This window comes from Streptomyces sp. NPDC102278, assembly GCF_044766345.1.
Lineage (GTDB): Bacteria > Actinomycetota > Actinomycetes > Streptomycetales > Streptomycetaceae > Streptomyces.
The window spans coordinates 473127-498380 of the sequence record NZ_JBIWLV010000001.1 but is presented as its reverse complement, the minus strand read 5'-3'; the positions used below and the strand labels follow the sequence as shown (position 1 = coordinate 498380).

Annotated in this window: 26 protein-coding genes; 14 read left to right on the top strand and 12 right to left on the bottom strand. The window is 71.1% G+C overall.

What is annotated here, in order from left to right; genetic code table 11:
- The first annotated feature begins 6 nt into the window (after positions 1-6).
- From ACIRO3_RS02235 to ACIRO3_RS02225, 3 genes are read left to right on the top strand one after another with little or no spacing between them, the layout of a single operon-like run.
- Positions 7-1002 (top strand): sugar ABC transporter permease, encoded by a 996-nt coding sequence (locus ACIRO3_RS02235; RefSeq protein ID WP_365999237.1) that lies wholly within the window; start codon positions 7-9, stop codon positions 1000-1002.
- Positions 999-1871: a carbohydrate ABC transporter permease gene (locus tag ACIRO3_RS02230; RefSeq protein WP_404131639.1), complete on the top strand. Its 873-nt coding sequence runs from the start codon at positions 999-1001 to the stop codon at positions 1869-1871. The genes ACIRO3_RS02235 and ACIRO3_RS02230 overlap by 4 nt, the downstream gene beginning before the upstream one ends.
- A 6-nt stretch (positions 1872-1877) precedes the next feature.
- Positions 1878-3368, top strand: coding sequence for a glycoside hydrolase family 3 protein (locus tag ACIRO3_RS02225; protein ID WP_404131637.1), 1491 nt, complete (start codon positions 1878-1880; stop codon positions 3366-3368).
- 175 nt (positions 3369-3543) lie between these two features.
- On the opposite strand, the gene nagB is transcribed toward ACIRO3_RS02225, so the two are convergent.
- Positions 3544-4329, bottom strand: a complete 786-nt coding sequence (gene nagB, locus ACIRO3_RS02220; RefSeq protein ID WP_361771067.1) for a glucosamine-6-phosphate deaminase — start codon at positions 4327-4329, stop codon at positions 3544-3546.
- A 656-nt stretch (positions 4330-4985) separates the two neighbouring features.
- On the opposite strand from nagB, the gene ACIRO3_RS02215 reads away from it, so the two are divergent.
- Positions 4986-6455 carry a PAS domain-containing sensor histidine kinase gene (locus ACIRO3_RS02215; protein WP_361771531.1) on the top strand — a complete coding sequence of 490 codons (1470 nt, stop codon included), beginning with the start codon at positions 4986-4988 and terminating at the stop codon, positions 6453-6455.
- 167 nt (positions 6456-6622) lie between these two features.
- Here ACIRO3_RS02215 and ACIRO3_RS02210 read toward each other — a convergent pair whose 3' ends face one another.
- Positions 6623-6880 carry a WhiB family transcriptional regulator gene (locus tag ACIRO3_RS02210; protein WP_004937597.1) on the bottom strand — a complete coding sequence of 86 codons (258 nt, stop codon included), beginning with the start codon at positions 6878-6880 and terminating at the stop codon, positions 6623-6625.
- Positions 6881-7199: 319 nt separating this feature from the next.
- A complete protein-coding gene (locus ACIRO3_RS02205) occupies positions 7200-8165 on the bottom strand; it encodes a diacylglycerol kinase family protein (protein ID WP_361771069.1) in 966 nt (321 codons plus the stop codon).
- 84 nt (positions 8166-8249) lie between these two features.
- On the opposite strand from ACIRO3_RS02205, the gene ACIRO3_RS02200 reads away from it, so the two are divergent.
- Positions 8250-8702 carry a hypothetical protein gene (locus ACIRO3_RS02200; protein WP_361771071.1) on the top strand — a complete coding sequence of 151 codons (453 nt, stop codon included), beginning with the start codon at positions 8250-8252 and terminating at the stop codon, positions 8700-8702.
- A gap of 58 nt (positions 8703-8760) precedes the next feature.
- Here ACIRO3_RS02200 and ACIRO3_RS02195 read toward each other — a convergent pair whose 3' ends face one another.
- The 3 genes from ACIRO3_RS02195 to ACIRO3_RS02185 form a co-directional block, all read right to left on the bottom strand.
- A complete protein-coding gene (locus tag ACIRO3_RS02195; protein WP_267797165.1) occupies positions 8761-9759 on the bottom strand; it encodes an RNA polymerase sigma factor SigF in 999 nt (332 codons plus the stop codon).
- Positions 9760-9770: 11 nt separating this feature from the next.
- Positions 9771-10184 carry an anti-sigma regulatory factor gene (locus ACIRO3_RS02190; RefSeq protein ID WP_053676432.1) on the bottom strand — a complete coding sequence of 138 codons (414 nt, stop codon included), beginning with the start codon at positions 10182-10184 and terminating at the stop codon, positions 9771-9773.
- Positions 10185-10389: 205 nt separating this feature from the next.
- Positions 10390-10650, bottom strand: coding sequence for a UBP-type zinc finger domain-containing protein (locus tag ACIRO3_RS02185; protein ID WP_361771074.1), 261 nt, complete (start codon positions 10648-10650; stop codon positions 10390-10392).
- A 55-nt stretch (positions 10651-10705) separates the two neighbouring features.
- On the opposite strand from ACIRO3_RS02185, the gene ACIRO3_RS02180 reads away from it, so the two are divergent.
- The gene (locus tag ACIRO3_RS02180; RefSeq protein ID WP_365999239.1) at positions 10706-12286 is read left to right on the top strand and encodes a Na+/H+ antiporter; all 1581 of its coding nucleotides are present in this window, start codon (positions 10706-10708) and stop codon (positions 12284-12286) included.
- A 49-nt stretch (positions 12287-12335) separates the two neighbouring features.
- On the opposite strand, the gene ACIRO3_RS02175 is transcribed toward ACIRO3_RS02180, so the two are convergent.
- Together ACIRO3_RS02175 and ACIRO3_RS02170 are read right to left on the bottom strand one after the other, a co-directional pair.
- Positions 12336-13244: a 1-aminocyclopropane-1-carboxylate deaminase/D-cysteine desulfhydrase gene (locus tag ACIRO3_RS02175; RefSeq protein WP_404131634.1), complete on the bottom strand. Its 909-nt coding sequence runs from the start codon at positions 13242-13244 to the stop codon at positions 12336-12338.
- Between the two features lie 39 nt (positions 13245-13283).
- Entirely contained in the window at positions 13284-13568 is a 285-nt protein-coding gene (locus ACIRO3_RS02170; RefSeq protein WP_404131633.1) for a hypothetical protein, read from the bottom strand.
- 337 nt (positions 13569-13905) lie between these two features.
- Here ACIRO3_RS02170 and ACIRO3_RS02165 point away from each other — a divergent pair, with 337 nt between their 5' ends.
- Together ACIRO3_RS02165 and ACIRO3_RS02160 are read left to right on the top strand one after the other, a co-directional pair.
- Positions 13906-14619, top strand: coding sequence for an XRE family transcriptional regulator (locus tag ACIRO3_RS02165; protein WP_404131631.1), 714 nt, complete (start codon positions 13906-13908; stop codon positions 14617-14619).
- Positions 14620-14623: 4 nt separating this feature from the next.
- Positions 14624-15094, top strand: coding sequence for an NUDIX domain-containing protein (locus tag ACIRO3_RS02160; protein WP_404131630.1), 471 nt, complete (start codon positions 14624-14626; stop codon positions 15092-15094).
- Between the two features lie 142 nt (positions 15095-15236).
- Here ACIRO3_RS02160 and ACIRO3_RS02155 read toward each other — a convergent pair whose 3' ends face one another.
- The 3 genes from ACIRO3_RS02155 to ACIRO3_RS02145 form a co-directional block, all read right to left on the bottom strand.
- Entirely contained in the window at positions 15237-15827 is a 591-nt protein-coding gene (locus ACIRO3_RS02155; protein WP_361771080.1) for an N-acetylmuramoyl-L-alanine amidase, read from the bottom strand.
- A 170-nt stretch (positions 15828-15997) separates the two neighbouring features.
- Positions 15998-17203, bottom strand: coding sequence for a globin domain-containing protein (locus ACIRO3_RS02150; protein ID WP_404131628.1), 1206 nt, complete (start codon positions 17201-17203; stop codon positions 15998-16000).
- Between the two features lie 174 nt (positions 17204-17377).
- On the bottom strand, positions 17378-17839 hold the full coding sequence (locus ACIRO3_RS02145) for an RrF2 family transcriptional regulator (RefSeq protein WP_404131626.1): 462 nt from the start codon (positions 17837-17839) through the stop codon (positions 17378-17380).
- 215 nt (positions 17840-18054) lie between these two features.
- Here ACIRO3_RS02145 and ACIRO3_RS02140 point away from each other — a divergent pair, with 215 nt between their 5' ends.
- The 4 genes from ACIRO3_RS02140 to ACIRO3_RS02125 all read left to right on the top strand — a co-directional run bounded on the left by ACIRO3_RS02140 (position 18055) and on the right by ACIRO3_RS02125 (position 22001).
- Positions 18055-19461, top strand: coding sequence for a family 2B encapsulin nanocompartment shell protein (locus ACIRO3_RS02140; protein ID WP_361771086.1), 1407 nt, complete (start codon positions 18055-18057; stop codon positions 19459-19461).
- A gap of 45 nt (positions 19462-19506) precedes the next feature.
- Positions 19507-20556: a family 2 encapsulin nanocompartment cargo protein polyprenyl transferase gene (locus ACIRO3_RS02135; RefSeq protein ID WP_404131624.1), complete on the top strand. Its 1050-nt coding sequence runs from the start codon at positions 19507-19509 to the stop codon at positions 20554-20556.
- 181 nt (positions 20557-20737) lie between these two features.
- Complete coding sequence (locus ACIRO3_RS02130; RefSeq protein ID WP_404131622.1) at positions 20738-21331, top strand: GNAT family N-acetyltransferase; 594 nt, start codon at positions 20738-20740, stop codon at positions 21329-21331.
- 88 nt (positions 21332-21419) lie between these two features.
- A complete protein-coding gene (locus tag ACIRO3_RS02125) occupies positions 21420-22001 on the top strand; it encodes a dihydrofolate reductase family protein (RefSeq protein WP_404131620.1) in 582 nt (193 codons plus the stop codon).
- Between the two features lie 271 nt (positions 22002-22272).
- Here the strand turns inward: ACIRO3_RS02125 and snpA are convergent, their stop codons facing one another.
- The gene (snpA, locus tag ACIRO3_RS02120) at positions 22273-22932 is read right to left on the bottom strand and encodes a snapalysin (RefSeq protein WP_404131618.1); all 660 of its coding nucleotides are present in this window, start codon (positions 22930-22932) and stop codon (positions 22273-22275) included.
- A 207-nt stretch (positions 22933-23139) separates the two neighbouring features.
- Here snpA and ACIRO3_RS02115 point away from each other — a divergent pair, with 207 nt between their 5' ends.
- Positions 23140-24072, top strand: a complete 933-nt coding sequence (locus ACIRO3_RS02115; protein ID WP_404131616.1) for a LysR family transcriptional regulator — start codon at positions 23140-23142, stop codon at positions 24070-24072.
- Between the two features lie 260 nt (positions 24073-24332).
- The gene (locus ACIRO3_RS02110; RefSeq protein ID WP_361771100.1) at positions 24333-25253 is read left to right on the top strand and encodes a DUF4097 family beta strand repeat-containing protein; all 921 of its coding nucleotides are present in this window, start codon (positions 24333-24335) and stop codon (positions 25251-25253) included.
- Position 25254: the final 1 nt, after the last annotated feature.

The window sequence follows — 25254 nt, the reverse complement described above, 5'->3', positions numbered from 1 at the left end:
CGCGCGATGAGTGCCGCACAGACAACCACCGCCGACCTGCCGCCGGCGAAGCAGAACACCTCCGTTGGAGTCGGGACGGGAAGTACGGGCAAGCCGGGGAAGCCGACCCGCAGGGGTTCCGGCGCGACTCCGTGGCTGCTGCTCGCCCCGTGCCTCCTGGTCATCGTCCTCGTCATGGGGTACCCGCTCTTCAGACTCGTGTCCCTCTCCTTCCAGAGCTTCGGCAAGTCCGAACTCTGGGGCTTCAAGGACGCCGAGTTCGTCGGGCTCGACAACTTCACGAAGATCCTCGGCGACGGGGTCTTCTGGACCGTCGTCCTGCGCACCGCCGTCTTCGCGGCCGGCGCGGTCGTCCTGACGATGGTCATCGGCATGCTGATCGCGCTGCTGCTCCAGAAGGTGTCCGGCGTCGTCAAGGCGCTCATCAGCATCGCCCTCGTGGCGAGCTGGGGCATGCCGATCATCGTCGCCACCGCCGTCTTCAAATGGCTCTTCGACGCCGACTACGGCGTCCTCAACTATCTGATGAGCAAGCTGCCCGGCGTCGACATGATCGGGCACAACTGGTTCGCCAGCGGCCCCCAGGGCCTCGCGGTGATCATGCTCCTGGTGGTCTGGGGGGCGGTGCCCTTCGTCGTCATCACCCTCAGCGCGGGCCTCACCCAGGTGCCCAAGGAGCTGGAGGAGGCCGCGCGCCTCGACGGCGCCGGCGCGTGGGGCGTGTTCCGCCACGTCACGCTGCCGATCCTGAAGCCGATCATCGTGATGCTGACGACCCTCTCGGTCATCTGGGACATGGGCGTCTTCCCGCAGGTCTTCGTGATGCGCAACGGCAACCCCGAGGCCGAGTTCCAGCTGCTGACCACCTACTCCTACCAGCAGGCCTTCGTGGTCAACGACTACTCGGGCGGCTCCGCGATCGCCCTCGTGACCGTCCTGCTGCTGCTCGGAGTGGTCGCCGTCTACATGCGCCAGATGCTCAAGATCGGAGAGGTGGAGTGACCTCGACCACCGCGACCCCGCCCGTCGCCCGCCGCAAGCAGAACAAGCCGAGGACGAAGTCGAAGCTCGGCTGGAACCTCGTCGGCCTCGTGGTCTTCGCCACCGTCGGCTTCCCGGTCTACTGGATGCTGAACACGGCCTTCAAGCCGGCCAAGGACGCGATCGACCCCAGCCCCCACTTCTTCCCGCGCACCTTCACCCTGGACAACTTCCGGCGGGCGCTGGAGATCTCCGACTTCTGGGGTCCCGTCGGCCGAAGCATGATCGTCTCGCTCGTCGTCGTCTCCATCGGCATCGTCGTCGGCATGCTGGCCGCCCTGGCCATCTCCCGCTTCGCCTTCCGCGGCCGCAAGGTCGTGATCGTCGGCATCCTCGCCGTCCAGATGATCCCGCTCGTCGCGATGATCATCCCGGTCTTCCTGCTGCTCAACGACCTCGGCCAGTACGACAAGCTCACCGGCCTGATCATCACGTACCTGACGTTCATCCTCCCCTTCACCGTGTGGACGCTGCGCGGCTTCATCGTCAACATCCCGAAGGAACTGGAGGAGGCCGCCCAGGTCGACGGCTGCACGCCGACCGGCGCCTTCCTGCGCGTGGTCTTCCCGCTGCTCGCCCCCGGCATGGTCGCCACCTCGGTCTACGGGTTCATCCAGGCGTGGAACGAGTACCTCTACGCGCTGATGCTGATGAGCCAGCAGAACCAGACCGCCACCGTCTGGCTCGGCAACTTCACCACCAAGAACGGCACCGAGTTCGCCCCCATGATGGCCGGCTCCACCATGATGGCGATCCCGATCGTCGTGCTCTTCCTCATCGTCCAGCGCAAGATGGCCGCGGGCCTCACCGCCGGCGCCGTGAAGGGATAACGGCCCATGACTGTCCTTGCGCACCACACCGACACCCTCACCCGGGACGCCCTCGCGGTGCTCCAGCCCGGCTTCGAGGGCACCACCGCCCCCGCCTGGCTGCTGCGCCGGGTCGGCGAAGGCCTCACCGCCGTCGGCCTCTTCGGCCGCAACATCTCCTCGCCCGACCAGCTCTCCGCGCTGACCGCGCAACTGCGCGCCGAGCGCGACGACGTCCTGGTCGCCATCGACGAGGAGGGCGGCGACGTCACCCGCCTGGAGGTCCGGGGCGGCTCGTCCTTCCCCGGCAACCTCGCCCTCGGCGCGGTGGACGACACGGAGCTGACCCGGGACGTCGCCCGCGAGCTGGGCCACCGGCTCGCCGAGTGCGGGGTCAACCTCAACTGGGCGCCCTCCGCCGACGTCAACTCCAATCCGGACAACCCGGTCATCGGCGTACGGTCCTTCGGCGCGGACACCGACCTCGCCGCCCGCCACACCGCCGCGTACGTCGCGGGCCTCCAGGCCGCCGGCGTCGCCGCCTGCACCAAGCACTTCCCGGGACACGGCGACACCAACGTCGACTCGCACCACGCGCTGCCCCGCATCGACGTGGACCTCGACACCCTGACGGCGCGTGAACTCGTACCCTTCAGGGCCGCCATCGAGGCCGGCACCAAGGCCGTCATGAGCGCGCACATCCTGGTGCCCGCCCTCGACCCGACCCGCCCGGCCACGCTCAGCCCGCGCGTCCTGACCGGCCTGCTGCGCAAGGAACTCGGTTACGAGGGCCTGATCGTCACCGACGGCATGGAGATGCACGCCATCGCCGGCACGTACGGCATCGAGCGCGGCTCGGTCCTGGCCATCGCCGCGGGCGCCGACGCGATCTGCGTCGGCGGCGGGCTCGCCGACGAGGCGACCGTGCTCGCCCTGCGCGACGCGCTGGTCGCCGCCGTCCGCGAGGGCACCCTGCCCGAGGAGCGGCTCGCCGACGCCGCCGCCCGGGTCCGCGCCCTCGCCGACTGGACCCGGCTGTCCCGGGCCGCCGTCACCGATGCGGGCGCGCGGGAGGGGAACGCGCCCGACATCGGCCTGACGGCGGCCCGCAGGGCGGTGCTCGTGAGCGGTTCGCCGACCCCCGTCACCGCCCCGTACGTCGCCACGCTCGCACCCGTCGCGAACATCGCGGTGGGCGACGAGACCCCGTGGGGCGTGGCGGCGGAACTGGCCGGGCTGCTCCCGGGCACCGAGTCGGGCGTGTACCCCGAGGGGACCGGCGCCGGGGACGTCCTGGCGGCGGCGGGGGAGCGCACCGTCGTCGCGGTCGTCCGGGACGCGCACCGGCACCCGTGGATGATCGAGGCCCTGGACGCGCTCGTCGCGGCCCGCCCCGACACGGTGGTGGTCGAGATGGGCCTGCCGCGCGCCGAGCCGCGCGGGGCGCTGTACATCGCGACGCACGGCGCCTCACGGGTGTGCGGACGGGCCGCCGCGGAGGTCATCGCGGGCGTCTAGCGCGGTGAACCCTTCCGGCCGCAGCGTCGGCCGCTGTCCGCCGCACGCCAGGAGCCGGGCACCCGTCACGGGGGTGCCCGGCTCCTTCGCGTCCAGGGGCGGCCGGCGCCCGGGGTACACGGAAGGGCCGGGCCGCCCCGTCACGGGGAGGCCCGGCCCTTCGCGGTCGTCGGGGCTACAGGCCCTGCCAGGAGGGCTTGTTGGCGTACGTGTGGCGGAAGTAGTCCGCCAGCTTCAGCTTGGACGCGGCGGCCTCGTCCACGACGACCGTGGCGTGCCGGTGCAGCTGGAGCGCGGACGCCGGTACGAGCGCGGACAGCGGTCCCTCGACCGTCTGCGCGACGGCCTCGGCCTTGCCCTCGCCGGTGGCCAGCAGGACCAGGTGGCGGGCGTCGAGGATGGTGCCGATGCCCTGGGTGATGACGTGGTGCGGGACCTGGTCCAGGTCGTTGTCGAAGAAGCGCGCGTTGTCCACGCGGGTCTGCTCCGTCAACGTCTTGATCCGGGTGCGGGAGGCGAGGCTGGAGCAGGGCTCGTTGAAGCCGATGTGCCCGTCGGTGCCGATGCCGAGCAGCTGGAGGTCCACGCCGCCCGCGGCGGCCAGGGCCTCGTCGTAGGCCACGCAGGCCGCCTGGACGTCCTCGGCGGACCCGTCCGGCCCCATGAACGAGGACTCGGTGAGCCCGAGGGGCGCGACGACCTCGCGGAGCACGACCGCGCGGTAGGACTCGGGGTGGCCGGCCGGCAGGCCGACGTACTCGTCGAGCTGGCAGACGCGGGCCTTCGAGGCGTCGACCAGGCCGGCCTCGACCTTGGCCGCGAGGGCCTCGTAGATGGGCAGCGGGGTAGAGCCGGTCGCCACGCCGAGCAGGGCGTCGGGCTTGCGGCGGACCAGGGCGGCCATGGCCTCCGCGATGAGCTCGCCGCCTGCCTTGGCGTCCGGGACGATGACAACTTCCACGCGGGGCCTGCCGATCTGGAGAGGTGGTGTGGTATAGACCAATCTAACAGAAGTGACCCCTTCCCGGCGGGGTGCTTTCCCTTTTCCCATGGTGATCCCGTCGCCTTCCCGCGGCCTCTCGAAGGCCGACGCGGCGTACGGATTGCGCTTCGCGGACGGGGGCGCGCCGGCAGTCGCGAGGCGGGGCGACGGGGGAGAGGCGCGGGGCGCGGGGGAATGCGCGAGAGAGGGAGCGGAAGAGGAAGTCGACCGCGGACATCTCCGGGGGCTCGCGAGGTCGCGGCGGAGGATCGCGGGGGAATTCGGCCCTGAAATTCCTCTGGGCCACGGTGCAGGACGGGACCCTCGACCCGCCCGGCACCGTAGCCCGGAGTACTTACGGCCGGCGGGTGTGCGGTTCCCTCCGGCCGGTGGGAGGAGCCTGCGCGGTCAGGGCAGAGCGCGCGGGTTACCTCGATCCGTCCTCCTGTGCGGGGAGGGCGGAAGCATAAATCGATTGTGGACTAGACCAATCTGTTCTGTCCATCCAATGGCGGGGGTATCGAACCCGTCACTTCCTCCAACAGTACGCGGACCGGGCCCCTCGTGGGTACTCCTGCGTATCGCCGTGGGGAAAGTCATGGCCATACCCGGGGTACGCTCGCCACGTGCCCTCCATGAACGACCTCGTACGCCAGCACACAGCTCTCGGTGAAACCGACCTGGAGTGGCTCCACCTGCTGGTTTCCGAGTGGCAGCTGCTCTCCGACCTCTCCTTCGCGGACCTCGTGCTGTGGGTGCCCACCCTCGACGGCACCCGGTACGTGTCGGTCGCGCAGATGCGCCCGAACACGGGTCCGACCTCGTACCAGGACGACATGGTCGGACACCTGGTCCCGCGCGGCCGGCGCCCGCTGCTCGACGCGGCGCTCGACGAGGGTCGGATCGTGCGCGAAGGCGACCCGGAGTGGCGCGAGGAGGTCCCGGTCCGCGTCGAGTCGATCCCCGTCCGCCGCGAGGGCCGGGTACTCGGAGTGATCGCCCGCAACACCAACCTGCTCACCGTGCGTACACCGAGCCGGTTGGAGCTGACCTACCTCCAGTCCGCCTCCGACCTGGCCCAGATGATCGCGGCGGGCTCCTTCCCGTACCCCGGTCAGCAGGTGGACATGGACGCCTCCCCGCGCGTCGGGGACGGCCTGATCCGGCTCGACGCCGACGGGGTGGTCACCTACGCGTCCCCGAACGCGCTCTCCGCCTACCACCGGCTCGGCCTCGCCTCCGACCTGGTCGGCCAGCACCTGGGCAACGCCACCGCCGAACTCGCCCCCTCCCGGGGCCCGGTGGACGAGGCCCTGGTCAAGCTCGCCAGCGGCTGGGCCCCCCGGGAGACCGAGGTCGAGGGCAACGGCGGGGTCATCCAGCTGCGGGCGATTCCGCTCAAGCCCAAGGGCACCCGGATCGGTTCCCTGGTGCTGTGCCGCGACGTGACGGAACTGCGTCGTCGCGAACGTGAATTGATCACCAAGGACGCGACCATCCGGGAAATCCACCACCGGGTGAAGAACAACCTCCAGACGGTGGCCGCGCTCTTGCGGCTACAGGCCCGCCGGATGGATTCCCCGCAGGGCCGGGAGGCGCTGAACGAGGCGGTGCGCCGCGTCGGATCGATCGCGATCGTGCACGAGACGCTCTCTCAGAACCTGGACGAGCGCGTGGAGTTCGACGAGATCGCCGACCGGGTGATCGCGATGGTCGCGGAGATCTCGCCCGGAAAGGTGGAGTGCCGCCGCACCGGCCGGTTCGGGATCCTCGACGCCGAGGTCGCGACCCCGCTGTCGATGGTGCTGACCGAGATCCTGCAGAACGCCCTGGAACACGCCTTCACCCAGGGGGAGGGCGGCACCGTCGAGGTGTCCGCCGCGCGCTCCGGCTCCGGCCGGGCCGACGCCCGCCTGTTGATCACGGTGCTCGACGACGGCAGCGGCCTGCCCGAGGGGTTCGACCCCCAGCGCGCCGGCAACCTCGGCCTGCAGATCGTGCGCACCCTCGTGGAGGGTGAACTCGGCGGTACGTTCGACATGGTCCGGGTCGAACCGCGCGGCACCCGGGTCGTCCTCGACATACCGGCCAGCCCGCAGAAGTAGCAGCGAGTAGCAGCCGGAACGTCACCCTGGGTGACGGTAACGGAGGGTTGCGCACTCCGCACAGCACTGAGCCCCGGACCGAAGGTTCTCGGTCCGGGGCTCAAGAGCACGTTGCTGAGCGCTTATACGGGTACTACGCGCTGCGGCTCGAGGCTCGAAAGTCGATGTCAGGCGGTGGCGTTGCGCGCCCGATTGCGAGCGGCGCGGCGCTTCATCGCGCGGCGCTCGTCCTCGCTGAGACCGCCCCAGACGCCGGAGTCCTGACCGGACTCGAGCGCCCACTGCAGGCACTGCTCCATCACGGGGCAGCGGCGGCAGACGGCCTTGGCTTCCTCGATCTGCAGCAGCGCAGGACCGGTGTTGCCGATGGGGAAGAAGAGTTCCGGGTCTTCCTCACGACAAACGGCGTTGTGACGCCAGTCCATGGCTGCTCCATCTCCTTGTATTGCGGGCAGGTTGCTTGTGAATGTGAACGCTTTCACGAATCCCCCCGTGAGGGAAGGGCCGACCCCCAGTTGCCTGGTGGGGTCCGAGATTCGTGGAGGGGTTCTGGCGATCTGTGTGGGTGCCGGGTTGTGCGGGCTGTCCCGATCGCCATGTAGAGATTCGCAAACCTCGGACGGGGATACAACCCCTTCCGGAAAGTTTTTTTGGATTCGTCGGTGTCGACTAGGTCACAGCCCTAGTTCCTGGGGGTGGACCGGCGTGTATACGTTCGAGTGAAAGGACTTTCGGCCCTTCTACTCACACAATCACACGCAGTGCACGGCGTACGCCTGTGAACCGAACGCTGGTCCGCAGCCCGAGGTGGTCGCCGTCCATCTGGAAGGGGAGTGGAACCTTCGAATGCAAGGTGAAGTCGGTCAGATCGTGCAGAGACACCGCGTGCTTGCCGTGCGGGCCGCGTTCAGGAGTCGAGGTCAGGAGCTGCGTGGCGTACCTGGCGACCGCCGGAGTTGACAAACGATCGAGCGCCAGTACGTCAAGCGCGGTATCGAACGACGCCTCCGGGGACGCGTAAAGCGGTCGATTGCCCAGAAACGTCCACGGCGAGGTGTTGCAGACTATGGACAGCACCAGATCCGTCACCGGGTCCGCCCCGGGGCGCTCCAGCGTGACCGTGCCGTGTCTGCGGTTCGGCTCGTCCCAGAACTGACGCATGAGCTGTCGTACATAGAGGGCGTGGGTCGAACGCTTGCCGCGTTCGCGCTGCTGCTCCACCCGCCCCACCACGCCCGCGTCGAAACCGAAGCCCGCGCAGAAGGTGAACCAGCGCGCCGGGACCGATTCGTCCTCCGTGCCCGGGGTGCCGGCCGCCAGACCCAGCCCGACCGTCCGTTCGCGTTCCTCGCGGAGCGCGTCGAGCAGGGCGCCGGTCGCCTCGACCGCGTCGTTCGGCAGGCCGAGCGCACGGGCGAACACGTTCGTGGACCCGCCGGGCACCACCGCGAGCCGGGGCAGCCGGTCCGGATCGGGCCCGTCGTGCAGCAGTCCGTTGACCACCTCGTTGACGGTGCCGTCCCCGCCCAGGGCCACGACCAGGTCGACTCCCTCGTGGGCCGCCCTGCGTCCGAGGTCCCGCGCGTGCCCACGGTACTCGGTGGTCACCGCCTCCAGCTTCATCTCGCTGGCCAGGGCGTGGGTCAGGACGTCACGCGTGCGCGCACTGGTCGTCGTCGCTGCTGGGTTGGCCACGAGAAGTGCACGCATGAGCGCCAGCCTACCCACCCCTTCGAGACAGGCCTCTACTGCCCGTCCCCTCCGGGGTCGGCGGGGCGCGGCTACCCTGCTGGGGTGAGTAAGAAGTCGACCTCGAACGTTCCCGCCCCGTCGCCCGCGCCGGCGCCCGCCGCGCTGCCCGGTCGGCTGACGGCCGCCGCCGTGCTCACGGCACTGGAGGGGCTCGCGCTCGCCGGCCTCGGCGTCTACATGCTGTACGTGGGCATCGCCGGCGACCCCGATTCCCCGCAGCAGGCCGAGACGGGGGGTGTGACCCTGCTCGCACTCGCGGCGCTCCCGCTGATCGCGGCGCGCGGGCTGCGCCTGGGCCGCCGCTGGAGCCGCGGCCCGGCGCTGATCACCCAACTGATGGCCATGCCGGTCGCCTGGACCCTGTGGACCACGGGCGGGGCGATGGTCGCCGCCGCGGTGGCGCTGGCGCTGACGGCCGTGGCCGTGGGGGCGCTGCTGGTGAACCCGACGGCCACCGAAGCGCTTGGTATCGGGCCTGGGGAACAGACCCGATAACCCGTACGTCCTACTTCCCGTACGTCCTACTTCCCGTACGTCCTGCTTCCCGTACGTCCTACTCCTCGACGAGGAGCTTCTCGCGGAGCTGGGCCAGCGTGCGGGCCAGCAGGCGCGAGACGTGCATCTGGGAGATGCCGACCTCCTGCGCGATCTGCGACTGGGTCATGTTGCCGAAGAACCGCAGCAGCAGGATCCGCTTCTCCCGCGGCGGCAGGCCTTCCAGCAGCGGCTTGAGGGACTCGCGGTACTCGACGCCCTCCAGCGCCTCGTCCTCCGAACCCAGGGTGTCCGCCACCGCCGGCGACTCGTCGTCCGTGTCGGGGACGTCCAGGGAGAGCGTGCTGTAGGCATTGGCCGATTCCAGCCCCTCCAACACCTCCTCCTCGGAAATGCCGAGCCGTTCGGCCAACTCGTGCACCGTGGGGGAGCGGCCGTGCTGCTGCGAGAGTTCCGCCGTGGCCGTGGTCAGCGAGAGCCGCAGCTCCTGAAGGCGGCGCGGCACCCGCACCGCCCAGCCCTTGTCACGGAAGTGGCGCTTGATCTCGCCGACCACCGTGGGCGTGGCGTACGTCGAGAACTCGACGCCGCGGTCCGGGTCGAACCGGTCCACCGACTTGATCAGGCCGATGGTCGCCACCTGGGTCAGGTCGTCCAGCGGCTCGCCGCGGTTGCGGAACCGCCGGGCCAGGTGCTCGACCAGCGGCAGGTGCATCCGGACCAGCCGGTTGCGCAGTTCGGCCCGCTCCGGCGAGCCGTCGGGCAGTTCCCGCAACTCGAAGAAGAGGGCCCGCGCGCCACTGCGGTCGCGCGGGTCCGGCAACGGCACGTGCGCCGCCGGCGCCATCGGGGCCGTGGCAGCGGCCGGCGGTGGCTGTGCTGGTTGTGGTTCTTCGTGCTGGTTCTCGCTCACAGGGCCCGCCCGTCGCTCCGCCGAGTCCAAAAAGCCGTCTTCCGCATCCGCGTCGGCCGGGTGCGGCCGGGCGTGCAGTTGCTCCGGGATGCCGCCGTCGACCTCGTGTCGTACCCGGGGCCGATCCCCGCCCCGCACCGGGATCTCCCCGCCGCTCACGCCGGGCCTGGCCCCGCGCCGCGTTGTTTGTAGAGGCTGATGCTCACTGTCCGGTCCTCCTCGACCGTCGCCTCGACCTTGCCGGCCAGCGCCGACAGGACCGTCCACGCGAACGTGTCCCGCTCCGGTGCGCGCCCGTCGGTGGTCGGTGCGGAGACCGTGACCTCCAGCGAGTCGTCCACCAGCCGGAAGACGCAACTGAGGACGGAGCCGGGCACGGCCTGCTGGAGCAGGATCGCGCAGGCTTCGTCCACCGCGATGCGGAGGTCCTCGATCTCGTCGAGGGTGAAGTCCAAACGTGCGGCGAGGCCGGCCGTGGCCGTTCGCAGCACCGACAGGTAGGCACCCGCAGCCGGCAGCCGGACTTCCACGAAGTCCTGGGTCCCGGGCTCGCCTGCGATCTGGGACACCCTCACCTCCAAGGTGGTACGAGCTCTGTTCGCCGGTGACGCTATCGCGATCCGGGCGATCGTGTCGCGGCACCCCGTCTGACACCTGCCCGGAGTACCCACGCCCGCAGGCCGGTGACCGATGGTAAGCCCATGGGTACGGACAGTGGCTAGGGGTCTGCGGGCCCAAATCAAGGGAACCGGCGGAGGGTTGACCTACCCCGCCTCAGACGATCGAACCGTCGACAAAACACCACCGCCAGGTCTCGCCCGGTTCGAAACTGCGCATCATCGGATGACCCGTCTGGTCGTGGTGTGCCGTGGCGTGCCGGAAGGGGGAGGAATCGCAGCAGGCCACGTAACCGCACGCCAGGCACATGCGCAGCTGTACCGGATGGCTGCCCAGCGCCAGACATTCGGGACAGGTCTGGGCAAGGGGGATGGGCTCGGGGCGCGGCAGTTCGGCAACGTGGGTGCACTCGCTCATGATGGCCAGCGTACTGAGGTGCGGACGCCCGCGGACTGATGAGGATGGGTCTTCGATGGAGGTATTGCCGCTGGTGGCGCTGGTCGCGGGCAGCGCGGTGGTCGCGGGGTTGGCCCGCCGGACGTCCGTGTCGGCTCCACTGCTGCTCGTCGCGGCCGGTTTGCTGGCGTCGTACATCCCGGGCGTGCCGTCGTACACCCTCGACCCGCACATCGTGCTGCCGCTGCTGCTCCCGCCGCTGCTGCACACCGCCGCCATGGAGAGCTCCTACCTGGACCTGCGGGCCAACGCGCGACCGATCGCCCTGCTGTCGGTCGGGTACGTGCTCTTCGCGACGCTCGCCGTCGGATACGCGGCCTACCTGGTCGTCCCCGGCCTGTCGCTGCCCGTGGCACTGGTGCTGGGCGCGGTCGTCGCGCCGCCGGACGCGGTGGCCGCCACCGCGATCGCCCGCAAACTCGGCCTGCCGAACCGGATCACGACGATCCTCCAGGGCGAGTCGCTGGTGAACGACGCCACCGCCATCACCGCCTACAAGGTGGCCCTGGCGGCGGCGGTCGGCGTCAGCGCCGGCTGGGCGGGCGGGATCGTGGAGTTCCTGCTGGCCTCGGTGGGCGGCGTCGGCATGGGCCTGCTGCTGATGGTGCCCATCCACCTGCTGCGCAGGTCACTGCGGGACCCGCTGCTCCAGAACACCCTGTCGCTGCTGATCCCCTTCGTGGCGTACGCGGCGGCCGAACGGGTGCACGCGTCCGGCGTGCTCGCCGTGGTCGTCGTCGCGCTGTACCTAGGACACCGCAACTGGCAGGTCGACTTCGCCACCCGGCTCCAGGAGGCCGCGGTGTGGAAGGTCGTCTCCTTCGTCCTGGAGTCGGTGGTCTTCGCGCTGATCGGGCTCCAGCTGCCGGTGGTCCTCAAGGGGCTCGACGAGTACGCGGGCCCGGACGCGGCCTGGTACGCGCTGGCGGTGTTCCTGGCCGTGGTCGTGGCCCGGTTCGTCTGGGTGTTCCCGGCGACCTTCCTGCCGCGGGCGCTGTCCGAACGGATCCGGGACCGGGAACCGGAGACCAACTGGAAGGCGCCGGTCATCGTGGGGTGGGCGGGCATGCGCGGCGTGGTCTCGCTGGCCATCGCCTTCTCCGTCCCGCTGAGCGTGCCGCACCGCAACCTGATCCTGTTCCTGACCTTCACCACCGTCATCGGGACCCTGGTCGTCCAGGGCCTGACGCTGCCCCCGCTGATCCGCCTGCTGAGGCTGCCGCCGAGGGACGCGCAGGCCGAGACGCTGGCCGAGGCACAGGCGCAGAGCGAGGCGTCGCGGTCGGCCGAGGAGCGGCTCACGGAGCTGCTCGCCGACCCGGCGAACGCGCTCCCGCCGCCGCTCGCGGACCGGCTGCGCACGGTGCTGGAGCGGCGCCGCAACGCGGTGTGGGAGCGACTCGGCGAGGTCAACGCGGTCACGGGCGAGTCGGCGGACGACGTGTACCGGCGCCTGGCCGGCGAGATGATCGAGGCCGAGCGGGAGGTGTTCGTGACGCTGCGGGACCAGCGGCGGATCGACGACGAGATGCTGCGGGCGTTGCTGCGCAGGCTGGACCTGGAGGAGGCGGCCGCCTACCGGGAGGACTCCTCCTGACCCGGTTGCGCACGGGGGCGTTGGTTCGGCGGGGTGGGGGGCCGCGGGGTCAGGGGCGGCCCGTGACGACGGCCGCGAGCGTGGTGCCCCGGGGGAACGCGCCGGACTCCGTCAGGGCGGTCAGCGCCCAGAGCAGCTTGGCGACGTAGACGCGCTCGACGGGCACCCCGTGGCGGCGCTCGAAGTCCGCCGCGAACGCGTCCAGTTCCGCCGGGACCTTCGCGTAGCCCCCATGGTCGAAGCCCTCGGCCAGGGTCCAGTCGCCGGCCGGGCCCCCGAACGCGGCGCGCTGGAGGGAACGTATCTCCGCCGCCAGGAAGCCGCCCGCGAGCACCGGCACGCCCCACGCCCGCTGCCCGGGCGCCAGCCCCGCCGCCAGACCCGCCAGGGTGCCGCCCGTGCCGCAGGCGACCGCCACCACGTCGGCCGCGCCGCGCAGCTCGCGGCCCAGCTCGGCGCAGCCCGACAGGGCCAGGGCGTTGCTGCCGCCCTCCGGGACGACGTACGCGTCCTCGGCGCCTGCCGCCCCGAGCAGCCGGGCCAGGGTGTCCGGTTCCGCCTTGCGGCGGTACTCCGACCGGGACGTGAAGTGCAGCCGCATCCCGTCCGCCGCGCAGCGCGCCAGGGACGGGTTCAGCGGCCGGCCGGCCAACTCGTCGCCCCGGACCACCCCGACCGTCGCCAGCCCGAGCAGCCGGCCGGCGGCGGCGGTGGCCCGCAGGTGGTTGGAGTAGGCCCCGCCGAAGGTCACCAGCGCCGGGAACCCCCCGTCCAGGGCCGCCCGCAGGTTCGGCGCGAGCTTGCGCCACTTGTTCCCGGGCAACTCGGGGTGCACGAGGTCGTCCCGCTTGAGCAGCAACCGCACGCCGTGCCGCTCGAACCGCTCGTCCCGGATCTCCTGCAACGGGGACGGCGGGCGTGGCTGCAAGAGCACGTCAAGGTTTGCGGGTCGGTTCACCCGTCCATTGTGGAGCGCTCGTGCCCGTGCCGTCGCACGTCAGAGCCCGGAGCCGGTGCGCTGGGTTGTCTTGTCGCCGTCGCCGCGGGTCGGGGCCTGTCCTTCGCGGGTGACGCGCGCGTGATCGGTGAACACTCGCCGGAACAGGTCGTGCCCCGTCCGCCCGGCGTGCCGCAGCGCCCAGTCCTGCGCGTCCGCCTGTCCGTCGTGAGCATCGGATTCGGCTCCACAGCCCTCTGCGACGCAGAACGCCTCGTAGGTCACCCCGCCTTCGGCGGCGTGTCGGATCGTGTGGGGGACGTAGCGGAGCACGGCGCGGGTCATCGACTCACCTCCGCGTGCGGGTGCCGGCGGATCTCTACGTTGCAGTCCACGACCCCCGAGAGGTCCCGTCGCCGGTAGCAGTCAGTGCGCTGAGCGATCAGTGCCCCGCACACGTCGCAGTCAGGGTCTGCCGGATCGGGGTCGGGCACCGGGAACGGATCACGCTGTTCGACTTCTTGCCACAATCCCGGCGCCATATCGAAACCCCTTCACCGTCCGCTGGTGCCGCGATCGTCCCGCCGATGATCAGGACGGGGGAACCTCGTACGTTCGGCACTTCGGGACGTCCCACAGCCTGTAGAACGTCCCCATACAGAACGAGCGGTTAAGGGCTGTCATGGCATCCGGCGGCTGGACTCATGCCTCATTGGCCGGTGCGATCGGCGTGGACCCGAAGAGTGTGGAACGCTGGGTCAACCTCGGGCGCACACCACGGCGAGCAACTGCCCTCAAGGCGGCCGAGGCGTTGGGCGAGGACGTTCACGCCCTGTGGCCGGCGCTCCGGCAAGCGCGGGCGGCGCGGGCCGTCAGTCCGGAACTGGTGGCTCTGTATGACCAGCGGGCAGACCTTCCCGTATCCGTGTTCGTGGATCTTCTTGCCGCAGCGCGCGAGCGCATCGACGTCCTGGTCTACGCGGCGGTGTTCCTGCACGAGGCGTATCCCCGGCTGAACGATCTCCTGCGGGAGCGTGCTGCCGCCGGGTGCGCGGTACGCATCGCAGTCGGCGACGCGGACAGCGAGAACGTCCAGCAGCGAGGACAGGAGGAGCAGTTCGGGCACGGCATCGAATCCCGCTGTCGCCTCGCTCTCTTGCACTACCGGCCGCTGGCCGGCGTGCCGGGCATCGAGCTTCGGACACACGGCACGACGCTCTACAACAGCCTGTACCGGGCTGATGATCAGGTGTTGGTCAATGCCCACGTCTGGGGTGTGAACGCGTACGGTGCGCCCGTGTGGCACCTTCGCCGCCATGACTCCGGCAGCATGTTCGACACCTACGCGGACAGTTTCAATGCCGTGTGGAAGACCGCGCGCCCCGTGGAGGCATGACCGGATGGCCCGGACCGAGTACTACGACGATCCTCACGCGCCCGAGCCGAACAGCATGGTGGTGGCCGCATCGGCGGTGGTCACCGACGGCGAAGGCCGCATCCTGCTGCAACGGCGACGGGACAACGGCCTGTGGGCGCTGCCCGGCGGAGGGATGGACCTGGGCGATTCACTGCCCGGCACGGCCGTCCGCGAAGTCAGGGAGGAGACCGGGCTCGACGTGGAGATCACGGGACTGGTCGGTACGTACACGGACCCCCGGCACGTCATCGAGTACAGCGACGGCGAGGTCAGGCGACAGTTCAACGTCTGCTTCACGGCCCGTGTCGCGGGCGGGGAACTGTCCCTCTCCGACGAGAGCGCGGAACTGCGGTTCGTGGCGCCGGCCGACCTCGACGCGCTGCCCATGCACCACACCCAACGCCTTCGTCTCCGACACTTCCTGGAGCACCGCTCCGCCCCGTACCTCGGCTAGCCGGCGGCCGACGCACACCCCGTGCAGCCGCCGGCCCGAGCGGGGCTTCGCCGTCCACGCGTGCGACGAGGAGACCGGACGTCCGCACGGCGAAGCCCGCCGGGGTGGCGGTGTCAGGGGCCGCCGCCCGGGGGTGGGGAGGTCACTTGAGGCGGTCCGCCACGCGTTCGCGGAACCACGTCATCGTGAAGCCCCTGGGGTCGATCTTGCCCGGCTGCCATTCGAGGTGGCCGATCACCGAGCGCTCGGTCCAGCCGTGGAAACGGCAGAGGGCCGCGGCCGCCCGGACCATGGCGTCGAGTTGCACCGCGGGCCAGGGGTCCTTGCCGTCGCCGAGGTTCTCGCACTCGAAGCCGTAGAAGTGTCGGTTGCCGTCGGTGTTCGCCGTGTGGTCCGGGGGGAGCCGCTTCTCGGCGATCACCGCGGCCAGGACGTCGGAGTCGCCGGAGCCCGCGTGGTTGGCGCGGCCGTAGCCGACGAGGTGGACCCGGCCGTCCTTGGTGATCACGCCGTGGCAGAGGGGGCCGGGCAGGGCCTCGTCGCCGTCCCGGCAGAGCCGGACGGTGTACGCGGTGCCGTGCGTGACGGTGTGATGGATCATCACCCCGTTGACCGGCCCCCAGGGCCCCTTGTGGTTGCGGTTGTGGGTGCGCCAGGCGCCGACCTCGACGACGCGCAGACCTTCGTTGCGCAGTTGGGTGAGGAAACGGTCTGCGGACATGGGTGCGGACATGAACGCCTCCTTCCGGACGTGAGGGGGCGGTCACCTTTCGTGTCCGACCCGTCACGTTCCGGTGTAGTGGAGGGAGTCCTTCCGCGGCTAGCTCGTTCGTACGGCGAGCGAGCGGATCCGGACATTCACGGAGGCCTCACCTGCCCCTCGGGTCCCGTCGCTCCCGGGTGTCACGCGGAGGCGAGCCACAGGTCGGGGCCGAAGACCTCGTAGTGGATGTGGGTCGCGGGCACGCCCTTGCCGAGCAGCTGTTCGCGGACCGCCCGCATGAAGGGCAGCGGTCCGCACAGGTAGGCCCGGGTGCCCGGGGCCACCGGGACGTCGGAGAGGTCGAGTCGGCCGACGCCGTCGTCGTCCGCGGCGTCCTCGTGGCCGGTCTCGTACCAGAACCGGGCCGAGGCGTTCGCGAGCTTGTGCGTCAAGGCCCGGTGGTCGCCCCGCAGGGCGTGGTCGGCGGGGGAGCGGTCGGCGTGCAGGACGGTCACCGGGGCGCCGTGCCCGGTGTCGGCGAGGTGTTCCAGCATCGACAGCATCGGAGTGCAGCCGATCCCGGCCGAGGCCAGCAGTACGGGCGAGGTCGGGTCCTGGAGCACCAGGTCGCCGTACGGAACCGAGACGCGCAGGGTGTCGCCGACCCGGACCTCGGCGTGCAGGTGGTGGGAGACCTCCCCGTCCGGTCCCGCCGCGGCCGGTCCGTGGACCCGCTTGACGGTGATCGCGCGGACCGGGGAGCCGGGCGACGAGGAGAGGCTGTACTGGCGGATCTGCCGCGCGCCGTCCGGGAGTTCGACCTGGACGGAGACGTATTGGCCCGGCTTGAAGCGGGGCGCGGGCGCCCCGTCGGCCGGGACGAGGTGGAAGGTGGCGCAGTCGGCGGTCTCCTCGACGCGGGCGGCGACCGTCCACGGGCGCCAGACGTCGCCCGCGACGACCCGCTGTTCGGCGTACAGCCGCTCCTCGATGGCGATGAGGGCGCCCGCCATCAGCCAGTACACCTCGTCCCAGGCCTCGGCGACTTCGGGTGTGACGGCCTCCCCGAGGACCTCCGCGATGGCCTCGAACAGGTGCAGGTGGACCACCGCGTACTGGTCGCGGGTGATGCCGAGCGAGGCGTGCTTGTGCGCGATACGGCCGAGCATCACGTCGGGCCGGGTGTCGGGGTGTCGCACGAGGTGGCCGGCGAAGGCGGCGATGGAGCCGGCCAGGGCCCGCTGTTGGAGTCCGGCCTTCTGGTGGCCGCGGTTGAACAGGTCGCGGAGCAGGGCCGGGTGGGCCGCGAACAGCTTCGCGTAGAAGAGCTCCGCGATGTCGCCGACGGCGGCCCCCACGGCGGGCAGGGTGGCGCGTACGGTCGCGGTCGACTTCTCGGACAGCATCGGGAGCTCCTCGTGTTCACTGGATATTGGAGTGCCACATACCAATTAAGCGCCGCGGGGGTCTCCGACGTGACGCGGGGACGCGTTGCGGAGCTGTGGTGCGGAGATGCGTTCGAAGAACCCTCGCGAGTGGTGCGGGTGGGTGGCGGCCGCTCGGAACCGGCCACGCGACCCTCAGTCGGCGGGGCCGCCGCCCCGACCGGGGGGCCCGCCCGAAATGCCCAGCAGCAGTGGTCCGGTGGGCGCCGCGACCAGGTCGTTCACCGTCAGCGGGTCCAGTGTGGCGAAGAAGGCCTCCTGGGCCCGACGCAGCGCGCCCCGCAGGAGGCAGGCCCCCCGCAGCGGGCAGGGGGCGGCGCCGTCACAGTCCACGACGTCGCCGACGCCCTCCAATTCGCGCACCACCGCGCCCACCGAGGCGGCCCGGCCGGCGCCGGTGAGGGCGAGCCCGCCGCCCCGGCCGCGCCGCGCCTCGACCAGGCCGAGGTGTTGCAGCCTGGCGACCACTTTCGCGGTGTGCGTGTACGGGACCTCCATGGTCGCCGCGACGTCGCGCGTGGTGGGGAGGTCCGCGTCCGCGACGGCCAGGCGCATCAGGACGCGGAGCGCCAGATCGGTGAATCGGGTCAGCCGCATGAGCCCACCGTAGAAAACTTGCATATGAGAAGCAAGTTAAGAGTGCGGGATGGCTGGAACCGGAGGGGCCCGAGGGGCTGAGGGGAAGAAGTTGAACTCAACAGGGTGCCCACACCCCATACGGAGTAGTCCCACCCTTTTGTGTAATGGTCCCACCACGGTGCGTGCTGGAAAGCTGATCCCGCAGATCCATGGAGTGATCGAAAGGGAAACACATGTCGGTCCAGGCAGGTTCCGAATCCGAAGTCCAGGCACCGCAGCGCAGTCTCGGGACCTCGGCCGCGCGGAACTTGGCAACCACGACCAAGTCCGCGCCGCAGATGCAGGAGATCACCTCCCGGTGGCTGCTGAAGATGCTCCCGTGGGTGTCGGTGCAGGGCGGTACGTACCGGGTCAACCGCCGACTGAGTTACTCCGTCGGTGACGGACGGGTGGAGTTCATCAAGACCGGCACGCAGGTCCAGGTGATCCCCGCCGAACTCGGAGAGCTTCCGCTGCTGCGCGAGTACGAGGACATCGACGTCCTGACCGAACTCGCCGCCCGGTGCCACCAGATCGACTTCGAGGCGGGCCAGGAGCTCACCTCCTTCGGCAGCCCCGCCGACCGCGTGTTCCTGCTCGCCCACGGCCGCGTCGACCAGATCGGCACCGGCCCCTACGGTGACGACGCGGTCCTGGAGACCGTCGCCGACGGTGCCTACTTCGGCGAGGACGCCCTGGTCGACGAGGAGGCCATCTGGGAGTACACCGCCCGCGCCGCCACCTCCGGAACCGCGCTCGTCCTCTCCCGCCAGGACTTCCAGCTCCTCGCCGACCGGGTCGACTCGCTGCGGGCGCACGTGGACGAGGTACGCGCCCTGCCCGCCCAGCGGACCAACAAGTACGGCGAGGCCGCGATCGACCTCTCCGCCGGCCACCAGGGCGAGGCCGTGCTGCCCGGCACCTTCGTGGACTACGAGGCCAGGCCGCGCGAGTACGAACTCTCCATCGCGCAAACGGTTCTGCGCGTGCACACCCGCGTCGCCGACCTGTACAACCAGCCGATGAACCAGACCGAGCAGCAGTTGCGGCTCACGGTCGAGGCGCTGCGCGAGCGCCAGGAGCACGAGATGCTCAACAACCGCGACTTCGGCCTGCTCCACAACGCCGACTACGACCAGCGCATCCAACCGCACGACGGCGCGCCCAGCCCCGACGACATGGACCAGCTGCTCAGCATGCGGCGCGGCTCCAAGCTCTTCCTCGCGCACCCCAAGGCCATCGCCGCCTTCGGCCGCGAGTGCAACAAGCGCGGTCTGTACCCGGAGTCGATCGAGATCGGCGGTCACCGGGTGCCGTCCTGGCGCGGGGTGCCGATCTTCCCGTCCAACAAGATCCCGATCAGCGACGCCCGCACCACCTCCATCCTCTGCATGCGCACCGGCGAGGACGAGTCGGGCGTGATCGGCCTGCACCAGCCGGGGATCCCGGACGAGATCGAGCCGAGCACGTCGGTCCGCTTCATGGGCATCAGCGAGCAGGCGATCATCTCGTACCTGGTCACCACCTACTTCTCCGCCGCGGTGCTCGTGCCGGACGCGCTCGGCGTGCTGGAGAACGTCGAGATCGCCCGCTGGCGCTGATGAGAGGCCCGGCCGAACGGCGACGGGGGAGTACGGGGGAGCGCGATGGCGACCACTGAGGCGATCACCACCGGCGAGGGCCACGAGGCCGCGGCGCTGCTGGAGCGGACGAAAGAAACGGTCAACCCGGAGCTGCGCCGGACGATCGAGTGCCTGCCCGCGGGGATGCGGCGCGTGGCGATGTACCACTTCGGCTGGGAGCACGCGGACGGCGTGCCGGCCGCGGGGAACGCGGGCAAGGCCATCCGGCCGGCGCTCGTCCTCGCCTCGGCGCAGGCCCTCCAGGGGGCGGGCGGAGAAGTCGGGGACGCCGTGCGGGCGGCCGTCGCGGTGGAGTTGGCGCACAACTTCACACTGTTGCACGACGACGTCATCGACAAGGACGTCCGGCGGCGCGGTCGGGCCACGGCCTGGACCGTGTTCGGGGTGCCGGACGCGATCATCACGGGCGACGCGATGATGTCGCTCGCGCTGAAGCTGCTGGCCGAGGACCCGCACCCGGCCGCCTCGGCGGCCGCGGCCAGGCTCTCGGCCTGCGTGATCGAGCTGTGCGCCGGCCAGCAGGCGGACTGCGCGTTCGAGCGGCGCGGGGACGTCTCGCTCGACGAGTGCCTGACGATGGCGACGGCCAAGACCGGGGCCCTGTTGGGCTGCGCGTGCGCGCTGGGGGCGCTGTACGCGGGGGCCGGCCCGGACGAGGTCGACGCGATGGACGCCTTCGGCCGGGAGGCCGGACTGGCCTTCCAGCTCATCGACGACCTGATCGGCATCTGGGGGGACCCGGGGCACACCGGCAAACCCGCCGGGGCCGATCTGATCGCGCGCAAGAAGTCCCTCCCCGTCGTGGCCGCCCTCACCTCGGGCACCGCGGCGGGCGAGGAACTGGCCGCGCTGTACGCGGGCCCCATGACCGGGGACGACGTGCGGGCGGCGGCCGACGCCGTGGACCGGGCCGGGGGCCGCGACTGGGCGCAGGCCCACGCCGCGGACCGGATGGGCCGGGCCGTACAGCAGCTCTCCAGGGCCGTCCCGGACCTGGGGGCGGCGGGCGGGTTGCTGGCGCTCGCGGAGTTCGTCACCCGGCGCACGAAGTAGGGCCGCCGGACCCGCCCCGCGCCGCGCGGGTCCGCGCACGCGAGGAGAAGGCCTGTTCCACCGCCGTACCGCGGTGGAACAGGCCTTTTCGCGTGCGCGGTCGCGGCCGTGCCTTCCGGGCCGCTCGGGTCAACTCTAGGATCACCCGCAGTCGTTGACGTGCGAGTGAGGGGTGGGTCCAGTGGTGCTGGAGATACGTCAGGCGGACGGGTCGGACCGGGACGCGGTGGCGCGGTTGCTCGACGAGGCCTTCCGCGACGACCCCGTGAGCGGTTGGGTCTTCCCGGATCCGGAGCACCGGGCGGCGGTGCACGGGAAGTTCCTCGGCGTCTTCGTGGACGTGGCGCTGGCCGACGGGCGGATCGACTACGCCGCGGACGGCTCGGCGGCGGCGCTGTGGCTGCGGATCCCGGCGGGCGAGCCCGAGGGCGAGGACGAGGTCCCGGCGAGGATGCGGGCGGTGGCCGACCCCGACAACGAACGGTGCGAGCTGGTGGGCCGGCTGACCGGCGCGGTGCACCCGACGTCCGAGGAGCACGAGTACCTGCTGATGATCGCCGTCTCGCCCGACCGGCAGGGCGAGGGCCTGGGTACGGAGCTGATGCGGCCGGTGCTGGAGCGGTGCGACCGCGAGGGGCTGCCGGCGTACCTGGAGGCGAGCAGCGAGCGCAGCAGGGGGTTGTACGAGCGGCTCGGCTGGGAGTTCACGGGCGCGGCGGTGCGCCTGCCGGAAGGGCCCCTGATGTGGCCGATGTGGCGCAAGCCGCGGGGATGAGAAAAAGGCTCTGGTCAAAGTACTTCAGCCGGAGTACTTTGACTGGCGTGCCCCGGAGCGGTGGCATCCCCCAGAGGAAGAGACTCGCTTGCGCAAGCTCACGTACTACGTCGCCACCTCCGTCGACGGCTTCATCGCCGCCCCGGACGGCGACGGCGACTTCTTCAACAAGTGGCTGGACCCCGAGTTCTCCGGCGTGATGTTCGCCGAGTTCGCCGAGACCGTGCCGACGCACATCCAGCGGGCGCACGGCCTCGACGCCGGCGAGCCGAAGCGCTTCGACGCCATCGTGATGGGCCGCGGCACCTACGACCCGGCGTACACCGCCGGGATCACCAGCCCGTACGCCCACCTCGACCAGTACGTCGCGTCCCGCTCGCTCACCGAGTCGCCCGACCCGGCCGTCGAGATCATCGGCGGGGACGTGGCGGCGCGGGTGCGGGAACTGAAGGCGCGACCGGGGCTGGGCATCTACCTCTGCGGCGGCGCCGACCTGGTCGGGCAGCTGGTCGAGGAGATCGACGAGTTCGTCGTCAAGACGTACCCGGTCTTCACGGGCTCCGGCATCCCCATGTCCCGCGCCGGGTTCGACCTGCGGGAACTGGAACTGACCGACGTCCGGTCCTTCCCCGGCGGCCAGGTGGTCACCACCTACGCCCGCAAGCGCTGACGACCGGACCTCGCCCCGCCGAACGCGCGGAACCGGCCTACCGTTGAGGTATGGCCGGTCAAGAGCAGCAGCGCGCGCACGAGACGGTGGCCCCGCAGGCCGGGCACGAACAGCAGTCGTGCCCGGCCTGCGGGCGATCCGTGGACACGGTGGTCCGGCGACGCAAGTCCCTCGGGATCTTCGTGCCGCAGTGGGGCCCGGGCTCCTGTAGGAACCCGGACTGCCCCACGTACGTCCCCAGGGAGGTCTAGACCCTGTCGACGGGCGGTCCCTAGCCCTTGGTGCCGAGGCCGGAGGCGACGAGGCCGTTGGCCCAGAGCTGGTTGACGCGCGAGCGCTCGGCGGAGTTCGGGTTGGGGTTGGTGCACGAGGTGCCCGGTCCGCCGCCCGACATCAGCTCGCTGCACGGGCCGGAGTAGTGGTCCGGCAGACCCAGCACGTGGCCGGTCTCGTGCGCGGTCACGCGGGTGGAGTCGTACTGCTGGTTCTGCCGGTAGTCGAGGAAGATGTAGCCCCGACCGTGCCCGTCGGTGCTCGCGTAGGAACCGCGCGAGTCGTTGCCCTCGCGGTACGAGAAGTTCCCGCCGGAGGACACCTCCTGCAGCTTGACGTTGCTCACCGAGCTGTTCCAGATCTGGGTGGAGCGGGATATCTGGCTGCGGAAGCTCGGCGCGCTGCGGGTGTTGTACGTGACGGTCACCGCGAGGGCGCCCGGGTTCGCGGCGCGCTGCTCGGCCACCGAAGCCCGCACGGCCTGGAAGAAGGCCTTCGTCGCGGCGTCGTTCTCCTGCGAACGCTCGTACGCGGCGTAGCTCGCGGCGGTGCCGACGGGCGTCGGGGCGGCGCTCGCGGCGGGGGCGACCGAGGCCAGGGTGGCGGCCAGGCCGAGACCGAGGCCGGCGGCAAGCATGGACTTACGGGAGTGGCGCATGTGGGGGGCTCCTACTCATCCGGTGTGGGGGGTGGGTCGTTCGGTACCGGAGTCTGCGGGAGGGGAAGGGGCCGGCGGATGATGTCAGCCATCGATAACGCGGGGCTATCGGGAAGTTTTCGGTAGGTCAACTAGCGTGAGAATGGCGGGATTCGGGGGGCTATCAGCGGCTGGTGCGGCGCCGTGCGCCCGCCCTACTCTCGGGTCATGGAGCTCGAGGTGAGGCACCTGCGCGCACTGTGTGCCATCGCGGACGCCGGCAGCCTGCACAAGGCGGCGCGGCAACTCGGCGTGAGCCAGCCCTCGCTGACGACCCAACTGCGCCGTATCGAACGGGCCCTGGAAGGGGAACTGTTCCTGCGCGAACGGACCGGATGTCGTCCCACGCCATTCGGCCGCACCGTGCTCGGACGGGCGAGACCGCTGCTCGCCGAGATGGCGGCCCTGGTGGCCGAGGCGCGGGCCGCCGCCCACGGGCCCCGGCTGCGGATCGGCTCGACCGCCAGCCGGGCGCTGCCGGGCTGGTTGCGCCGGCTGCACCGGCGCGCGCCGGAGACCGAGACCTCCCTGGTGGTCGACGTGTCGGCCAACGCGCTGCTGCGGATGGTGGCTTCGGGTCAGCTCGACGTGGCGTTCGTCCACGAGGTCGAGGGCAGCCCGCTGCGGGTGCCGCCCGGACTGCAACTGCACGTGCTGATGGAGCGTGAACCGCAGTTCGTGTCCATGTCCCGGGACCATCCCGCCGCGCGCCGGCCGGTGGTGGAGTTACGGGACCTGGCCGCCGACCGCTGGACCGTCGACCCGTCCGTGGACGGCGAGTGGGACGGTCTGCGACGCGTCTTCGCCGGGGCCGGGGTGGACCCGCCCGTGCTGCACGCCGACTACCACACGGCGACCTCGCTGATCGTCTCCGGCGAGGCCGTCGCCCCCTGCCAGCCGACCTCCGGCCCCCGGGACGACATGGCCATCCGGCCGCTGTCGGGCGACCCGCTGGCGGTACGGCTGCTCCTGGCCACCCTGCCGGGCGCGCACGCCGAGGTGTACGAGGACCTCCGCGCGGCCTATCGCGAGGCCGCCCTGCGCACCCCGCCGTACCGGGCCTGGCTCCACCACCACGCGAGCCCCCTGCTGGCCGCCTGAGGGGTCGTCTCGATCACGAAACCACCACGGAACCGGACCGGCGGCACCGCCGTCCGGCCGGGCTCCGCCCTGCCCGCGTGCGCCGCGCCCGCCGCACGCGCCGGCTCCGCATGCCCGGAAAACCGGGCAGATCATCGCAAAATGGGGATTTCAGGGAGGTGCTTGACTTCCCTTGACCGCGATATATCGTGTTACCCACAAGACGCGATATGTTGCGTGCGTCGAGTCCGGTCCGTGAACGCACGAGGAGGATCAGCACCATGGCAGAGCAGATGACGTGGTCCGTCGCCGAACCGCAGAAGCTCACCTTCGAGCAGCCGGTGACCGAACTCCGCGTCCGTGTCGTCGGCGGGACGGTGAACGTCGTCGCCTCCGACGAGGGACCCGCCCGCCTCGAAGTGGCCGAGGTCGACGGTCCGCCGCTGCACGTCGTGCACGAGGCCGGCGTCCTCACCCTCTCCTACGAGGACCTCCCCTGGAACGGTTCCCAGGGGCTCAAGGAATGGTTCGAGGGCAAGCCCTGGAAGGCCTGGTCCGGCGGCGCCGGCCGCAAGGCCTGGGAGCGCGCCGTCACCGTCACCCTCACCGTGCCCGCCGCCACCCCCGTACAGCTCGCCGCGGTCGGCGCCACCGCCTTCGTCTCCGGCATCAGCGCCGACACCGACGTCCACGGCGTCTCCGGCGACACGACCCTGGTCGGCCTCTCCGGCAAGGTCAGGGTCAACACCGTCTCCGGCGACGTCGAGGCCCAGTCCGTCACCGGCGAACTCGGCTTCCACTCGGTCTCCGGCGGCCTGACGGTCGTCGACGGCGCGGGCGGCAACGTGCGGGCCGACTCCGTCAGCGGCGACATGCTCATCGACCTGGCCCTGGACCCGACCGCGCCCAGCCCGGTGGACATCTCCCTGAACTCGGTCTCGGGCCAGGTGGCGATCCGACTGCCGCACCCGGCCGACGCGCGGGTCGAGGCCAACACCGCCACCGGTGGCGTCTCCAATGCCTTCGAGGACCTGCGGGTCTCCGGTCAGTTCGGGGCCAAGCGGATCACCGGCACGCTCGGAGCCGGCACCGGCACCCTGCGCGCCACCACCGTCTCCGGCGCCATCGCGCTGCTGCGCCGCCCGGCGGCCGACACCGCCGACACCGCCGCCCCCCTCCCGCTCGACAAGAAGGTGCTCTGAC

Bases quoted from the DNA above. Each gene is read 5' to 3' on its own strand.
- ACIRO3_RS02185 (WP_361771074.1), bottom strand. From the start codon at position 10,650: ATGAGCGAGTGCACCCACGTTGCCGAACTGCCGCGCCCCGAGCCCATC.
- ACIRO3_RS02180 (WP_365999239.1), top strand. From the start codon at position 10,706: ATGGAGGTATTGCCGCTGGTGGCGCTGGTCGCGGGCAGCGCGGTGGTC.
- ACIRO3_RS02135 (WP_404131624.1), top strand. From the start codon at position 19,507: ATGGCGACCACTGAGGCGATCACCACCGGCGAGGGCCACGAGGCCGCG.
- ACIRO3_RS02225 (WP_404131637.1), top strand. From the start codon at position 1,878: ATGACTGTCCTTGCGCACCACACCGACACCCTCACCCGGGACGCCCTC.
- ACIRO3_RS02160 (WP_404131630.1), top strand. From the start codon at position 14,624: ATGGCCCGGACCGAGTACTACGACGATCCTCACGCGCCCGAGCCGAAC.
- ACIRO3_RS02150 (WP_404131628.1), bottom strand. From the start codon at position 17,203: ATGCTGTCCGAGAAGTCGACCGCGACCGTACGCGCCACCCTGCCCGCC.
- ACIRO3_RS02210 (WP_004937597.1), bottom strand. From the start codon at position 6,880: ATGGACTGGCGTCACAACGCCGTTTGTCGTGAGGAAGACCCGGAACTC.
- snpA (WP_404131618.1), bottom strand. From the start codon at position 22,932: ATGCGCCACTCCCGTAAGTCCATGCTTGCCGCCGGCCTCGGTCTCGGC.
- ACIRO3_RS02110 (WP_361771100.1), top strand. From the start codon at position 24,333: ATGGCAGAGCAGATGACGTGGTCCGTCGCCGAACCGCAGAAGCTCACC.
- ACIRO3_RS02145 (WP_404131626.1), bottom strand. From the start codon at position 17,839: ATGCGGCTGACCCGATTCACCGATCTGGCGCTCCGCGTCCTGATGCGC.
- ACIRO3_RS02215 (WP_361771531.1), top strand. From the start codon at position 4,986: ATGAACGACCTCGTACGCCAGCACACAGCTCTCGGTGAAACCGACCTG.
- ACIRO3_RS02235 (WP_365999237.1), top strand. From the start codon at position 7: ATGAGTGCCGCACAGACAACCACCGCCGACCTGCCGCCGGCGAAGCAG.
- ACIRO3_RS02170 (WP_404131633.1), bottom strand. From the start codon at position 13,568: ATGACCCGCGCCGTGCTCCGCTACGTCCCCCACACGATCCGACACGCC.
- ACIRO3_RS02115 (WP_404131616.1), top strand. From the start codon at position 23,140: ATGGAGCTCGAGGTGAGGCACCTGCGCGCACTGTGTGCCATCGCGGAC.
- ACIRO3_RS02140 (WP_361771086.1), top strand. From the start codon at position 18,055: ATGTCGGTCCAGGCAGGTTCCGAATCCGAAGTCCAGGCACCGCAGCGC.
- ACIRO3_RS02165 (WP_404131631.1), top strand. From the start codon at position 13,906: ATGGCATCCGGCGGCTGGACTCATGCCTCATTGGCCGGTGCGATCGGC.
- ACIRO3_RS02155 (WP_361771080.1), bottom strand. From the start codon at position 15,827: ATGTCCGCACCCATGTCCGCAGACCGTTTCCTCACCCAACTGCGCAAC.
- ACIRO3_RS02205 (WP_361771069.1), bottom strand. From the start codon at position 8,165: ATGCGTGCACTTCTCGTGGCCAACCCAGCAGCGACGACGACCAGTGCG.